General features: G+C 61.8%; 15 protein-coding genes. 7 read left to right on the top strand and 8 right to left on the bottom strand.

Annotation, left to right across the window (positions count from 1 at the left end; translation table 11 throughout):
- The first annotated feature begins 51 nt into the window (after positions 1 to 51).
- Positions 52 to 639, top strand: coding sequence for a suppressor of fused domain protein (locus E5720_RS15090; protein ID WP_210729879.1), 588 nt, complete (start codon positions 52 to 54; stop codon positions 637 to 639).
- Between the two features lie 31 nt (positions 640 to 670).
- On the opposite strand, the gene E5720_RS15095 is transcribed toward E5720_RS15090, so the two are convergent.
- The gene (locus E5720_RS15095; protein ID WP_210729880.1) at positions 671 to 1,768 is read right to left on the bottom strand and encodes a magnesium and cobalt transport protein CorA; all 1,098 of its coding nucleotides are present in this window, start codon (positions 1,766 to 1,768) and stop codon (positions 671 to 673) included.
- Between the two features lie 93 nt (positions 1,769 to 1,861).
- Here E5720_RS15095 and E5720_RS15100 point away from each other — a divergent pair, with 93 nt between their 5' ends.
- The 4 genes from E5720_RS15100 (at position 1,862) to E5720_RS15115 (ending at position 5,001) form a co-directional block, all read left to right on the top strand.
- Positions 1,862 to 2,725 (top strand): PHP domain-containing protein, encoded by an 864-nt coding sequence (locus E5720_RS15100; protein WP_136171322.1) that lies wholly within the window; start codon positions 1,862 to 1,864, stop codon positions 2,723 to 2,725.
- Positions 2,722 to 3,336 carry a MarC family protein gene (locus tag E5720_RS15105; protein WP_136171323.1) on the top strand — a complete coding sequence of 205 codons (615 nt, stop codon included), beginning with the start codon at positions 2,722 to 2,724 and terminating at the stop codon, positions 3,334 to 3,336. Before E5720_RS15100 ends, E5720_RS15105 begins: the two co-directional genes overlap by 4 nt.
- Positions 3,337 to 3,341: 5 nt before the next feature.
- A complete protein-coding gene (locus E5720_RS15110; protein ID WP_247595978.1) occupies positions 3,342 to 3,602 on the top strand; it encodes a hypothetical protein in 261 nt (86 codons plus the stop codon).
- A 202-nt stretch (positions 3,603 to 3,804) separates the two neighbouring features.
- Positions 3,805 to 5,001, top strand: a complete 1,197-nt coding sequence (locus E5720_RS15115; protein WP_136171324.1) for an NADP-dependent malic enzyme — start codon at positions 3,805 to 3,807, stop codon at positions 4,999 to 5,001.
- 86 nt (positions 5,002 to 5,087) lie between these two features.
- Here the strand turns inward: E5720_RS15115 and E5720_RS15120 are convergent, their stop codons facing one another.
- The 4 genes from E5720_RS15120 to E5720_RS15135 form a co-directional block, all read right to left on the bottom strand.
- Positions 5,088 to 5,780 (bottom strand): ABC transporter permease, encoded by a 693-nt coding sequence (locus tag E5720_RS15120; RefSeq protein WP_136171325.1) that lies wholly within the window; start codon positions 5,778 to 5,780, stop codon positions 5,088 to 5,090.
- Complete coding sequence (locus E5720_RS15125) at positions 5,777 to 6,475, bottom strand: ABC transporter permease (protein ID WP_136171326.1); 699 nt, start codon at positions 6,473 to 6,475, stop codon at positions 5,777 to 5,779. Before E5720_RS15125 ends, E5720_RS15120 begins: the two co-directional genes overlap by 4 nt.
- Positions 6,472 to 7,647 (bottom strand): ATP-binding cassette domain-containing protein, encoded by a 1,176-nt coding sequence (locus E5720_RS15130; RefSeq protein ID WP_136171327.1) that lies wholly within the window; start codon positions 7,645 to 7,647, stop codon positions 6,472 to 6,474. The genes E5720_RS15125 and E5720_RS15130 overlap by 4 nt, the downstream gene beginning before the upstream one ends.
- Before the next feature lie 69 nt (positions 7,648 to 7,716).
- Positions 7,717 to 8,664, bottom strand: coding sequence for an ABC transporter substrate-binding protein (locus E5720_RS15135; protein ID WP_136171328.1), 948 nt, complete (start codon positions 8,662 to 8,664; stop codon positions 7,717 to 7,719).
- Positions 8,665 to 8,845: 181 nt separating this feature from the next.
- On the opposite strand from E5720_RS15135, the gene E5720_RS15140 reads away from it, so the two are divergent.
- On the top strand, positions 8,846 to 9,727 hold the full coding sequence (locus E5720_RS15140) for a glycine betaine ABC transporter substrate-binding protein (protein ID WP_136171329.1): 882 nt from the start codon (positions 8,846 to 8,848) through the stop codon (positions 9,725 to 9,727).
- On the opposite strand, the gene E5720_RS15145 is transcribed toward E5720_RS15140, so the two are convergent.
- Genes E5720_RS15145 through E5720_RS15155 form a run of 3 tightly spaced genes read right to left on the bottom strand, consistent with a single transcriptional unit; the run spans position 9,683 to position 13,032 of the window.
- On the bottom strand, positions 9,683 to 10,621 hold the full coding sequence (locus E5720_RS15145) for an alpha/beta hydrolase (protein WP_136171330.1): 939 nt from the start codon (positions 10,619 to 10,621) through the stop codon (positions 9,683 to 9,685). The two genes, E5720_RS15140 and E5720_RS15145, sit on opposite strands and share 45 nt — an antisense overlap.
- Positions 10,622 to 10,624: 3 nt before the next feature.
- Positions 10,625 to 11,470: an SDR family NAD(P)-dependent oxidoreductase gene (locus E5720_RS15150; protein ID WP_136171331.1), complete on the bottom strand. Its 846-nt coding sequence runs from the start codon at positions 11,468 to 11,470 to the stop codon at positions 10,625 to 10,627.
- A complete protein-coding gene (locus E5720_RS15155; protein WP_136171332.1) occupies positions 11,467 to 13,032 on the bottom strand; it encodes an NAD(P)/FAD-dependent oxidoreductase in 1,566 nt (521 codons plus the stop codon). The genes E5720_RS15150 and E5720_RS15155 overlap by 4 nt, the downstream gene beginning before the upstream one ends.
- Before the next feature lie 69 nt (positions 13,033 to 13,101).
- Here E5720_RS15155 and E5720_RS15160 point away from each other — a divergent pair, with 69 nt between their 5' ends.
- Entirely contained in the window at positions 13,102 to 13,758 is a 657-nt protein-coding gene (locus E5720_RS15160) for a TetR/AcrR family transcriptional regulator (RefSeq protein ID WP_136171333.1), read from the top strand.
- Positions 13,759 to 13,783 lie beyond the last annotated feature (25 nt).

The following is a 13,783-nucleotide window of genomic DNA, read 5'->3' on the forward strand; positions in this document are numbered from 1 at the left end:
TCGTGATGCACCGAACGCGTCGTTCGGACCGCGGTGGTGTTGGATGGCACTGTGAGCGACAGTGTCATTTCCTCGGTCCGCGCACACCTCGTCGCGCAGATCGGGGACGAGAATCCCCGCCCCTACTCGGTCACCTTCCTCGGTCTCGAATCGTTGGAAGTGCTGACATTTCTGCCGCGGCAGGATGCGTTCGCCAGATTCGCAACTCTGGGTTGCTCTCGATATCCCATGTCCGATCCCAGTGAGATGATCGCCGACGCGACCCGCGGTCCCCGAGCCGAACTCATTCTCATCACGAGAGTCTTCGACGGTATCGACACCTCGTTCCTGCAGAACATCGCCAAGTTGGCGGCGTCGCCGTCGGTGGAAGGGGTGGTTCTGCGCCCCGATCTTCTGCTCGATATCGGCGAACCGTTGTGGAAGGGCGCGCCCTTCACTGCGGTGTTGCTCGGAGACAGTGAGATCGAGGATCTGGTGCTGCCGGAGCCTGCAGAGCCGGTGAAATTTCTGCAGTTGGTTCCGATCACCAGTACCGAGGCGGCATGGGTACGACTGCGCGGTGCCGAAGCGCTTCGGGACGCATGGAAAGAAGCAGGTATCGACGTTCGCGACCCTGCCCGGTCGGCTGTGACCCTCTAGTCACACCGAGTTCGCCGCGGCTTGCCGGCGGTCAGAGCCAGTTGTTGCGCCGGAACGTCGCGAACAAGCTGATACAGACGACAGCAACTACTCCGATGACGCCGTAGTAACCGTATTTCCAATGCAGTTCCGGGATGTTGTCGAAGTTCATGCCGTAGATGCCTGCCACCATTGTCGGCACCGCGGCGATGGCCACCCACGCCGAGATCTTGCGCATGTCCATGTTCTGCTGCATCGTCACCCTCGCCAACGCAGCATCGACCAGCGAACTCAGCACCTCGTCGAATTCGGCCACCCGCTCCGCGACGAGCGTGTGGTGGTCCGCGACATCGCGCAGATACCGGCGTATCGCCTTCGGAACAGGAGTGTCCACACCCTGCACGAGCTGGCTCAACGGCGTCGAGAGAGGCGTGACCGAGCGTCGCAGCTCGACGACCTCGCGCTTGAGTAGATAGATGTTCTCGATCGGGACGTGATCGTCGGGGGAGAACACTTCCTCCTCCATCACGTCGACGTCACGTTCGATCGAAGACGTCACCGCCAGATACTCGTCGACGACGTGATCGGCGACGGCATGCAGAACCGCAGTCGGCCCCAACGCCAGGTGCTCCGGATTCTGCTCGAGTCGATGACGCACGCCGGAGAGCCCGGAATGTTCGCCGTGCCGGACGGTCACCACGAAGTCTCGACCGAGGAAGACCATGATCTCCCCGCTCTCGACCAACTCGTTGGCCGTCGTCGCCGATTCGTGCTCGACGTAGCTCACAGTTCGGAGAACGAGAAACGAAACGTCGTCGTATCGTTCGAGTTTGGGGCGCTGGTGGGCGTGAACTGCGTCCTCCGCCATCAACTCGTGCAGGCCGTAGCACGCGGCGACACTGTTCATCTGGCTTTCGTCCGGGGCATGCAGACCGACCCAGACGAATCCGTCGCCGCGCCTGCGTACCTCGGCGATGGCAGCGGAATGAGTGAACTTGCCATCCAGCCGGACACCATCGACGTACACGGCGCAGTCGACGATGGCGCGGGCGGTCGGCACCGGGACTTTCGGCGCGCGAGCAGCAGACCGAGTAGAGGGCCGCAGCGAATGCAGGGACGGCAGCGAAGGCCGTGGTGGTAGAGATGGCATGGCTGCACTCCTTCGTCGAGGGCGGGTTCTTCGAGGGCGGACTGTTCTGGGCGGCGAGCGACGCGCAACTGTACGCCTGAGAGACTTTCCCTCGTGCGCATCGATCTTCACACTCATTCTTCCGCGTCCGACGGCACCGATACGCCGGCGGAGTTGGTTCGTGCGGCGCGCGCGGCAGGTCTCGATGTCGTTGCGCTGACCGATCACGACACTACGGCCGGTTGGGACGCGGCGCTGGAGGCGGCACCTTCCGGTCTGACCGTGGTGCGCGGAATGGAAATGTCCTGCACCGGTCGAGGCGAGGACGGTGCTCCGGTTCCGGTGCACCTGCTGGCGTACTTGTTCGATCCCGAGAACGAAGCCTTCGCGCTCGAACGTGCGCGATTGCGCGAAGAACGCAGCACGAGGATCAGACGCATGGCCGAGTTACTGGCCGTCGACTATCCCAGCATCGATCCGGAGGGCATTCTGGCAGGGACCGGCCCGTCGGCCGGCCGGCCCCACCTGGCACGTGCACTGGTCGACGCCGGCGCCGCCCCGAGCGTGCAGGCAGCGTTCGACGGCCCCTTGAGTACCAGGAGCCAGTACTACGTCCCCAAGATCGATACCCCGCTCGATCGGGCCGTGGAGATGATCGCGGCAGCGGGAGGGGTCAGCGTGCTCGCGCACGGACGGGCCAGGACCCGGGGAAGACTGCTCGATCTCGCACAGATCCGTGAACTCGTCTCGCTCGAGCCCGGAGGAGTCGGAGGACTCGGGGGTATCGAGGTCGACCACGCCGATCACAACGCCGAGGACGCTCGGATACTCCGTGAGCTCGCCGCCGAGCTCGACCTGATCGTCACAGGCTCGTCCGACTATCACGGTGGAAACAAAGAATTGAAGCTCGGTCAGCACATGACGCACGTGGACGACTACGAGCGGCTGGTATCGCAGGCATCTGGACTGTCTGTATGAGCTTCGATACCACTCTTTACCTGACGGTCCTGATCACTCTGTTCGTCATCATGGACCCACCCGGTGCCATTCCCGTCTTTCTTTCTTTGGTTGGACGCAAAAGCAAAGAAGAGCGAAATCGTGCCGCCTGGCAAGCTCCTGCGGTCTCGCTGACGGTCATCACCGTCTTCGCCATCGGTGGCCAGGCCATTCTCGGCTACCTACACATCGGAATACCGGCGCTTCAGGGCGCAGGCGGTCTGCTGCTTCTGCTCATCGCACTGTCACTGCTCACCGGCAGAGGTGCAGGTAGTGGCACCGAGGCCGAGGAAGTCAACGTCGCGCTCGTCCCCCTCGGCACCCCGCTGATGGCGGGGCCGGGTGCGATCGCAGCCGTCATCGTCTATGTCAGCCAAGCCGACGGGCGGGTCGGGTCCCTCGCAGCCGTCGCGGTTGCCATCGTCACCATTCACATACTGTTCTTCGCAGTGCTCAGATTTTCGACGGTATTGATACGAATCCTGGGTGTCGGCGGCATCACCCTGCTCGCTCGCATCGCGGGCCTACTGCTGGCTGCAATTGCCGTCCAGCTCATTGCGGACTCCGTCCGCGGCTTCATCACAGGAGGTTGACGGGTGTGCTTAAAGCGTTGAGTGGGGCCGTCGCAGCAGGGCTCGTCGTCATGGCCATCCTGGTCGTGGGCGCCCAGTATCTTGGAAATCAACGTGCGTTTCCCGGGCCGGGCACGGTCTCGGTAGTGGCCCACATCGCAGCCGCAGTCGCCGCCATCGTCGTGCAGCACTTCGCCGATCATCGTCGTCGAGGTTCTTCGGCTCTCGCATCGACCGTCGTCCTTGTCATCGCAGGTGTGTTGCTCTGGACTCAGTGGTGGAGTTGACCTCACCTGTCGGTGGCGACGACCGACATGTTGCCAACCCGCGGACCGCAGTGGCACACTGACTACTGCAGTTTTGGCGCCACCGCGCCGTACCGACTGTGCAAATCGGTTCTCCCGCAGATGCAGCCGCACGATGGCGCGCTCGGTGACACCTCCCTCGAATTCCTGGACGGTATCGAAACCGGAGTCCATAGGAGCTAACGTGACCACCGTGACCGAACCGATCAGCAACACAGCAAACCTGTCCGCTATCACCGACGAGGAGATATTCCTCGGACACGTCGGTGGAAAGCTGTCCGTCGAACTGGCATCTCCACTCGAGACCCAGCGTGACCTTTCCATCGCGTACACCCCCGGGGTAGCTCAGGTAAGTCGCGCTATCGCGGAAGATGCCGCGCTTGCCAAGCAATACACATGGACCGACCGACTCGTCGCTGTCATCTCCGACGGTTCGGCTGTTCTCGGACTCGGTGACATCGGCCCCCGCGCATCGCTTCCGGTCATGGAGGGTAAGGCGGCTCTGTTCAAAAAATTCGCCGGCCTGAACTCCATCCCGATCGTCATCGACACCCAGGACGTCGACGAGATCGTCGACACCATCGTTCGTCTGCGCCATAGCTTCGGTGCAGTCAATCTCGAAGACATCTCGGCGCCGCGCTGCTTCGAAATCGAAAAGCGCGTCATCGACGCTCTGGACTGCCCGGTGATGCACGACGACCAACACGGCACCGCCATCGTCGTTCTCGCTGCCCTGAACGGCGCGGCGAAGGTCCAGGGGCGCACCACTGCAGGGTTGAAGGTGGTCATCTCCGGTGCCGGGGCAGCAGGTGTCGCCTGCGCCAACATTCTTTTGGCGGCAGGCACTCCGGATGTCGTCGTGCTCGATTCCAAGGGGATCGTGTCAGCCGATCGCAGTGACTTGAACTCGGTGAAAACAGACCTGGCCTCGCGGACCAATCCTCGCGGGCTGTCGGGAAGCGCTGCCGATGCGCTCGCTGGAGCCGACGTGTTTCTCGGAGTCTCCGCTGGACAGATCGACGAGTCCTGCATCGCGTCGATGGCACCGGAGTCGATCGTATTCGCCCTCTCGAACCCGGATCCCGAGATTCACCCTGAGCGAGCGAGCCTCTACGCCGCGATCGTCGCGACAGGTCGCAGTGACTTCCCGAATCAGATCAACAATGTGCTCGCCTTCCCCGGCGTGTTCAAAGGCGCACTCGACGCCGGAGCACGCCGCATCACCGAAGGCATGAAACTCGCCGCTGCCGAGGCAATCCTCTCGGTTCTCGGCGATGAGTTGGCTGCGGACAAAATCGTGCCGAGCCCGCTCGACCCTCGCGTAGCCCCGGCCGTTGCGGACGCAGTTGCGGCAGCAGCGCGAGCCGAGGGTGTCGCGTAGGACCGAATAGAAGAAGCACCCCGGACCTTGCCTCAACCAGGCATGGTGCGGGGTGCTTTTTCGTTCGTGTCCGAATCCCTCGTCAGCTAGACCTCGGCCACACGCGAAGGCATGCGCTTCAGCCGACCTGTACCCGGAACCGAAGCCCAGACGGCAAGGGCCAGCAGGCCGTCCACGATCAGGGTCAGCAACGCGACCAGGATCGCACCGACAAGCACCCGCCCGTAGTCGTAGAGGGCCAGGCCGTCGAAAATGTAGCGACCGAGCCCACCGAGGTTGACGTAGGCCGCAACGGTCGCGGTGGCGATGATCTGGAGCGTGGTGTTTCTGAGGCCACCGATTATCAGCGGCAGCGCGTTGGGGACTTCGACGCGGAAGAGCACTTGCAGTTCGGTCATGCCCATGGCTCTGGCGGCATCCACCACATCGGCGTCGACGTTCGCAATTCCGGAGTAGGTCCCGGCAAGGAGAGGTGGAATGCCGAGAAGAACCAGCGCGATGATCGGGGGCACCAGTCCAAGCCCGATGACCAGAACCAGGAACACCAGAATGCCGAGTGTCGGTAGCGATCGGAGCGCATTGACGAGTCCGACGACGAGGGCTTCCCCTCTCCTGAGGTGTCCGATCAGCAGGCCGATGGGTATCGCGATGGCCGCCGAGATCACCACGGCGAGCAGGCTGTACCAGATGTGCTCGATGATGCGGGCGCCGATTCCGGTGGGCCCGGCCCAGTTTCCGGAGTCGAAGATGTAGGAAAAGGCCTCCGAGAACAAGTTCATGCCGACCCCTCCTCCGAGACTGTGGCCCTTGGCGAGATGGTGGCTTTCTTCTTCGAGGCCGAGTTGAGGCGAGTCCACGGTGTGAGCCAACGACCGAGTAGATACAGCACCGCATCGAATACGAGCGCCAGGAAGACGATGGAGATGATGCCGGCCACTATCTGGTCCGGGTAGTCACGCTGATAGCCCTGGGTGAACAGTTGACCGAGGCCACCGATGCCGATCACCGAGCCGACCGACACCAGCGAAATATTCGTGACCGCCACGACCCTGACGTTCGCGATCAGCACCGGAAGCGACAGCGGCAACTCGACGGACACCGCGCGCCGAATCGGCGAGTAACCCATGGCCTCGGCAGAATCGACGACCGCGAACGGCACCGAGTCCAACGCTTCGGGAACGGCCCGAATCAGCAGAGCAATCGAGTACACCGCCAGCGCGATGACGACGTTGAGCGGATCGAGAATGGGGAGACCTACGATCGCTGGAATAGTGACGAACAGTGCCAGTGAGGGGATGGTGAAGGCAATGCTGGCCAGCGTCAGCGTGGTGCGCCGCACCCATCGTGTGTTCCGGATGAGCGTGCCGACGGGTATTGCAACGACCAGTCCGATGAGCAACGGAATAAGCGAAAGATAGAGGTGTGTCTTGGCGAGGCCGAGGACGACATCGAAGTTGTCGACCAGCCACTTCACTGCTTGTCGTCCTCGCTGTGTTGCCCCGACGCGTTGTGTTTGGAATCGAAGTGGTGGCGGTTTCGCTCTTCGTCCTCGGACTTGCGTTGCACAGCAAGGTTTTCGAGGATCTCTGCGGCGTCGACGCTTCCGACGGCTGCTCCGGTGTCGTCGACCGCGACCCCGATTCCCGACGGCGACGAGATTGCCGAGTCGAGCGCTTGGCGCAGATCCCCACCTTGGGTGAACAGTGACCCGCCCGCTGCGGTGCTGTCCTCCAGCGGCCGCCCGTCGCGGACCTTCTCGACCCCGGTGACATCGATCCAACCGAGTGGACGACGTGACGAGTCCACAACGAGAACCCACTGCCCCTGGTCCAGGCGCAGTGACTTCACTTCGCTCTCGGTTGCAGTGTCGATCGAGTGCAGGGTGACCGACTGAGCCGACCTGAACGAGAGTCCCCGATAGCCACGATCGCGACCGACGAACGAGGCCACGAAGGAAGTGGCCGGTGCAGACAAGATGGTCTCCGGCTTGTCGTACTGCTGCAGTCTCCCATGGGGCCCGAAAACGGCAATGTGGTCGCCGAGACGGACGGCTTCGTCGATGTCGTGAGTGACGAACACGATGGTCTTCTTCAAGTCCGCTTGTAGGCGGAGCATTTCGGTTTGCAGGTCCTCGCGGACCACCGGATCGACAGCACTGAAAGGCTCGTCCATCAACAGGATCGGCGGATCCGCGGCCAGTGCCCGGGCTACACCGACTCTTTGCTGCTGGCCGCCGGACAACTGCGCCGGGTACCGAGAGGCAAAAGCTGGATCGAGGCCTACTCGTTCGAGAACACCCAATGCTGCCTTACGCGCGGCGCGCCTCGTGGCGCCACGCAACACCGGCACGGTGGCGACGTTGTCCACGACCGTGCGGTGCGGCAGCAGGCCGGCGCTCTGAATGACATAACCGATGCCGCGCCGCAGTTTCACGGCGTCGGCGTCGGCGATGTTCTTGCCATCGACCGTGATCACTCCCGAAGTCGGAGTGATCATGCGATTGATCATCCGCATCGAGGTGGTCTTACCGCAGCCCGACGGCCCGACGAAGACCGTGAACGACTGGGGTTCGATCACCAGATCAAGCGAGTCGACGGCGGTCGTGCCATCCGGATATGTCTTGTTCACACTGTCGAAAGTGATCACTACAGGGGTGCCTCTCGTCGGTGCACCGGCAAACCGTCGGTGAAGTGCATTGCGTCGATAGACGAGTTATCAGCTGATCGGCTTGTCCAGTCCCTTCTGCGCTACCCAGGCCTTCGCCGCCGCGGCCGGTTCGACTTTGGCGTCACCGGAAACAGAGGTGTTGAGGGCGATCAGTTCTTCGGTAGTGATCTGCGCAGACACTGCGTCGAGGACCTTGGTGAGCTTGTCCGACTGCTTCGCGGTGTTGAGCACCGGAATGATGTTCTGTGCAGCGAAGTTGTTCTCCGGGTCCTCGAGTACCACGAGATCGTTCTGTGCGATCGCAGGCGAAGTGGTGAAGATATCGGCAGCAGTGACCTTGCCGGAGACCAGAGCTTCGACGGTCGCTGGGCCGCCCCCGTCGGAGATCGGAACGTAGTTTCCTGCCGCGATGTCGAGTCCGTATTTCGAACTCAACCCCGGTAGCCCACCGACGCGTTCCTGGAACTCGGGCGTGCCCGCGAAGGTGACGTCCGCGGAGAAGGGCGCTAGATCGCCGATCGTGGTCAACTTGCGTTCTGTGGCCGTCGAACGGCTGACGACGACGGCATCCTTGTCCTCACCGGGTGCCTGAGCCGTCACGGCCAAGTCCGAACCGAGTGCGTCGGGCAGGGCCGCCAGAACATCCTCGGACGAAGTCGCCGTTGCCGACTCGTCCAAGTACTGCAGGAGGTTGCCTGTGTAATCGGGGACCAGATCGATCGACCCGTCCTTGACTGCCGGTATGTAGGCTTCACGGCTGCCGATGTTGAATTTGGTACCCACATCGAAACCATTGGCGCGCAACGCTTCTGCGTAAATATTTGCCACCGTCTCGGACTCCGGGAAGTTGGCCGAGCCCACCACGATGGAGTTCGTGTCCCCGTTGCTCTCGCCGCCGCCACTGGACAGGGGATCGTCGTTGTTGCCGCATGCTGTCAGCGCGAGTGCCGAAATCGACAGTGCAGCGAGGACGCGTGTGGTTCGGGTGATGTTCATGTGGTCCTTCCATCGGTACCGGCGCGTCGACTGACCGGTTGTCTCGGCAGCTCGGGATGGTGATCCGAGCAAGTCTAGACATAGGGTTGCCCCGAAGAGCATCTCGTTGGCCTCAGTTCCCGTTGTGGTGGAACGATAAACCTTGCCACCGACATCGGCCGTGAACGGAGCTTGTGGAAAAGTGCGTGTGTCAGGCCTGCGGGTCGTAGTTCTAGCCCTCTTCTCGTGCGTCGCGATGTCGTGCGGGACAGCTGAGCAGCCATCCTCGACCCTCGTGGTGGGTTCCTCGGACACCGTGCAGGGTGAGCTGTTGGCGCAGATTTACGCCGGAGCGCTTCGCTCGACCGGAGCAGAGGTGCGCACCCAGTTGGACGAGGGTGACCGCGGTGACCCCCTGGCTGCACTCGATCGAGGCGACGTAGACGTAGCGCCGGAGCTGATGGGCGAACTCCTCGACACGTTCGATTCGACGTCCGAGGCTACCGAAGCGGACGATGTGTTCGCCGACCTCAACAAGTCGCTTCCGCAGGGGTTGTCCGTCGCGGACTATGCCGCCGCCGAAGACGGTCTGGCACTGGTCATCGCTGATGTCAACCCTTTTCCGGGAGCCGAGACGATCACCGACATCGCGTCGAGGTGTTCACAGGCCACGGTATCGGTCACCGTCGCGAACGCCGAAGCATTGAACAGAGTGCGGGATCGATACGGGTGCAGTTTTGCCTCGGTCCGGATCGAGGCCGACGAAGAGGCAGTCGTCGAAGCAGTAGAGGCGGGCGCGGTGACAGGGTCGGAGTTCGTGCCCGCCGGCGTCATTCGTACCGCGTCGTCAGGGCCGAGGGCCAAGGATCTGACCGCGCTCGACGACGACGAAGGCGCATTCCGGGCCCAGAACGTCGTACCACTCTTTCGAGACGGCGTGTTGAACGAGAACGAAATCAAAGCCTTCGGCGTGGTCGCCGGTGAATTGACGACCGCGGACCTCGCCGACATGATCGGCGAGGTCCGAGAGGGTGCGAAACTAGACGAGGTCGCGACTCGTTGGCTCGGGGAACACAACCTCTGAAGTCCGCACTCTCGTGCCGAGCAATGCGCCCATATGGTGCACGGCATCAGCTGCCTCTCGCAGTATCGACGCCTGCAGATGCGCGACGTGCCACAACTTTTCGTATTCGACATAGTCGACTTCGACGCCGGACAACAGGAGCTTGTCGTGAAAGGCGACGATCTGTGGATACAGCACCTCGGATGTTCCGACATGCATGACGATCGGCGGTAGCCCCGACAAATCCCCGTGCAGGGGAGCGAATCTCTGATCGAGTGGATCACCGCCGTGCAAATACGCATCGGCGGAGGAGAACGACCAAGCCGTATTGACGACCAAATCACGGTCGAACTGCGCGTCGCGAGCACCAGGGTCGACCCATGGGGAAATCAATCCGAGTGCGGCAGGCAGAATTCCGTCGTCCACGAGTCGACGAGCCGTAGCAACTGCCAGGCCACCCCCGGCCGAGTCGCCCGCAATCGCAACTCGATCAGCACTGAAGCCGTGCGAAGTCACCAACTCGCGGAAGGCGGCAACAGCGTCGTTCAATCCAGCGGGCAACGGATTTTCCGGTGCCAGTGAATAGTCGAGAACGTATACCGCGCTTGCTGACTCGCGAGCAAGGTGTGCCGCCAGCGAGCGGTGCGTAGCAATCGAACCGATGGTGTACGCGCCGCCGTGCAGGTAAAGCACTGCCGTCGTACGTTCCGTCGCGCCGACTGTGATGCGTTCTGCCTGGCGTCCGGCGAGGGTGAGCTTTTCGCTGACGGTTCCGTGCGGCAAGGTCTGCAGTGGAGATGCCGCTTCGAGAATTTTGCGTTGAACCGTGAACGGCAAGCGCGCATTCAACGCCAAGCGATAGAACGGCTTCAACGATGCAGCGACAAGGGGGAGTGGCAGATAAAAGGACCTCATGCGCTAAATCTTTCGCGGCATGACGCGGGCTGACACCGTGGCGATGACCCTCTGATACTTCGAACCGGTCACCCGCTGCAGCAGATCGAGCGCGATTGCATCGGCGCCTATGAGCACTCGGCCCTTCCCCTTCTCCACTCCCGCGAGAATGGTCTTGGCTGCCTTGTCGGGGGTGGTCTTTGCCAGCTTCGCATCGAAGAACTTCGCGACGGACGCTTGGTCGTAGTTCTCGGCGACGGTGGCGTTGCGCGCGATAGCGGTCTTGATGCCACCAGGGTGCACAACAGTCATCTTCACCGGAGCTTTCGAGATCAGCAGTTCTATCCGAAGTGCCTCGCTGAAACCGCGGACAGCGAATTTTGCGGCGTTGTATGCAGCTTGTGACGGCATTGCCAACAGCCCGAAGAGGCTCGAGATGTTCACGATGTGTCCGTCGCCGGAAGCTTGGATATGGGGAAGAAATGCCTTGGTGCCGTTGACAACTCCCCAGAAATCGACATCTACGATGCGCTCGATGTCCTTGAACGAGGAGCTCTCGACGTCGCCGTGGTAGGCGATGCCCGCATTGTTGTAGATCTGATTGATCTTCCCGAATCGGGTGGCAACCGCATCTGCGTAGTCGAGCACGGTCTCGCGCTGCGTGACGTCGAGGAAGTCGGACTTCACCTCGGCGCCGAGTGCCTCCGCCTGACGAACAGTCTCTTCGAGCCCGTTGACGTCGACGTCCGAGAGTGCGAGCTTTGCGCCGCGCTGGGCAAGATTAAGGGCGAGCGCACGGCCGATCCCCGAACCGGCGCCGGTGACGACTGCTACCTTGCCGGTAAATCCGTTCGCTGACTTCGAACTCACTGTGTCACTACCTTGGTGTCGGTGCCGGCAAGGGTGCTGCCGAGAGGGCTGGGAAGGTCGGATGCTGCAGTACTGCGGTACGCAGCGAGGTCGAACTTTCTGGTGATCTTTCGGAATCGAAAAGTGAAGTCCGGCCACAGAGTGGTGTTGTTGCCATGTTTGTCCAGGTACCAGCTGGCACAACCCCCGTTCATCCAGACACTGTCGGCCATTCGATTCTGAAGATCAGCGTTGTAGTCGTCCTGGACGTCCTTTCGAACCTCGATGACACCGATGTCGTGCTTGTCGATCGTGTCGATGGCGTCGATGACGTAGTTGAGCTGTGATTCGATCATGAAGACCATCGACGTGTGTCCCAAACCGGTATTCGGGCCTACGAGAAAGAACATGTTGGGGAAGTTCGAGATGGCCGCGCCCTTGTACCCTTGCTGACCTTCCTTTTCGAAGGTCTGCGCGAGCGACTCACCGTTCTTGCCGTAGATGCCCTGGTAAGCAGGCGAATCCGTGACATGGAAACCGGTGGCCACGATCAGCGCGTCGATCGGGCGTTCGGTTCCGTCCGCGCTGACGATCGAGTGGGCGCGAACCTCGCGGATGCCGTCGGCGACGAGGTCGACGTGTCCACGGTCCAGAGCGGGGTAATACGTATTGGAGATGAGCATGCGCTTGCATCCGATACGGAAGTTCGGCGTCACCTTCCTACGCAACGACTTGTCCTTGATGCCCTTGACGATCTGTCGCCGCGCCACCAACTCCAAAATTTTCATCAGCTTCGGCTGCTTGGCCAGGCCGAGGACCTGAGTCTCGCGAGCTGCGTAGATTCCGGTGCGCGAGAGGCGCTGGAATCCGGGAATGTGCTTGAACGCGAAGCGCTCGAACCGCGTGTACGGACGGTCCGCGCGAGGAAGAATCCAGGGCGCGGTTCGCTGATAGACGTCGAGATGCGACACCGTATCCGCGATCGCAGGGACAATCTGAATGGCGGAAGCGCCGGTTCCGATGACCGCGACGCGTTTGCCGTCGAGCTTCGCGTCGTGATTCCACTGTGCCGAATGGAAAATTTCACCCTCGAAGCCTTCGATTCCCTTTATGGGTGGAAGGTTCGGCTCGCACAGTGCGCCGACGGCAGTGACGACGATCTTTGCCGAATATTCGCCGGTGCTGGCGCTGATGTCCCACCGTGAAGTGTCTGCATTCCACCGGACCGAGGTGACGTCCGAACCGAATACATGTCGGTCCATGACGCCGTACTTGCGAGCGACCGATTCGATGTACTTCTGGATTTCGGGTTGTGTGGAGAACGAGCGAGTCCACGCCGGGTTCAGAGCGAACGAGTACGAGTAAAGGTGCGAGGGAACATCGCATGCAGCTCCCGGGTAAGTGTTGTCGCGCCACGTCCCACCGACGTCGCTTCCGCGCTCGAGGACGAGAAAGTTCCTCTTGCCCTCCTGCGTCAGCTTGATCGCAGCCCCCAGGCCTGCGAACCCGCTACCGATGATGACAGTGTCGACCTGACGCGGTGTGCTCACGCGCGCCGAAGTGTCCGTTACCGAGAGACTCATGTAAGCGAGCGTAGAAGCTTGTTGAGTGTGAGTCAACAGTTATTGACTGTTGATCAGTAGGCTGATGTGATGGCCAGTGTGAAGCACGGAGCGCAGGCTGCGAAACCGGCAGCAGGAAAACGGACCCGCCTGAGTCCGGAAGACCGTCGAGCGCAATTGATCGCACTCGGAACCGACATGCTCTCCGAACGTCCACTCGAGCAGATTTCGGTCGAAGACATTGCCGACCAAGCAGGCGTCTCCCGCGGTCTGCTGTTCCACTACTTCGCCTCGAAACGGGACTTTCACCTCGCCATCGTCCGCGAGACCAGCAACGCGATGCTCGAACGCACGGCGCCGGACACCAGCCTCGAACCATTGGATCTGCTCCGCGAATCGGTGGCCAACTACGTCGACTACGTCACCGAGAATCGAGACACCTACATTTCGCTACTCCGCGGAACGGTAGGGGGAGACGCCGATATGCGAGAGGTGTTCGAGCAAACCCGGACCACCATGGCCGACCGAACCGTCACCCAGCTCTACAAACTCGATATCGAGCCCACCGCGACCATCCGTCTTGCCGTACGCGGCTGGATCGCGTTCGTCGAAGAAGCGACCATCTCCTGGCTCCGCGACCCCGAAGTAAGCCGCGAAGAAGTCATCGCGCTCAACGTCGCGGCCCTGCCTGCGGTTGCCCTCACACCCGACATGAGCGCCGCGCTGTTCGGAGCGGACGTCGAGTAGCTTTTGCCGCCGTGCGCCCTCGCTT

This window comes from Rhodococcus sp. PAMC28707 (genome assembly GCF_004795915.1).
Taxonomy (GTDB): domain Bacteria; phylum Actinomycetota; class Actinomycetes; order Mycobacteriales; family Mycobacteriaceae; genus Rhodococcoides.

Bases quoted from the DNA above. Each gene is read 5' to 3' on its own strand.
- E5720_RS15135 (WP_136171328.1), bottom strand. From the start codon at position 8,664: ATGAACATCACCCGAACCACACGCGTCCTCGCTGCACTGTCGATTTCG.
- E5720_RS15095 (WP_210729880.1), bottom strand. From the start codon at position 1,768: ATGCCATCTCTACCACCACGGCCTTCGCTGCCGTCCCTGCATTCGCTG.
- E5720_RS15145 (WP_136171330.1), bottom strand. From the start codon at position 10,621: ATGAGGTCCTTTTATCTGCCACTCCCCCTTGTCGCTGCATCGTTGAAG.
- E5720_RS15120 (WP_136171325.1), bottom strand. From the start codon at position 5,780: ATGAACTTGTTCTCGGAGGCCTTTTCCTACATCTTCGACTCCGGAAAC.
- E5720_RS15105 (WP_136171323.1), top strand. From the start codon at position 2,722: ATGAGCTTCGATACCACTCTTTACCTGACGGTCCTGATCACTCTGTTC.
- E5720_RS15155 (WP_136171332.1), bottom strand. From the start codon at position 13,032: ATGAGTCTCTCGGTAACGGACACTTCGGCGCGCGTGAGCACACCGCGT.
- E5720_RS15160 (WP_136171333.1), top strand. From the start codon at position 13,102: ATGGCCAGTGTGAAGCACGGAGCGCAGGCTGCGAAACCGGCAGCAGGA.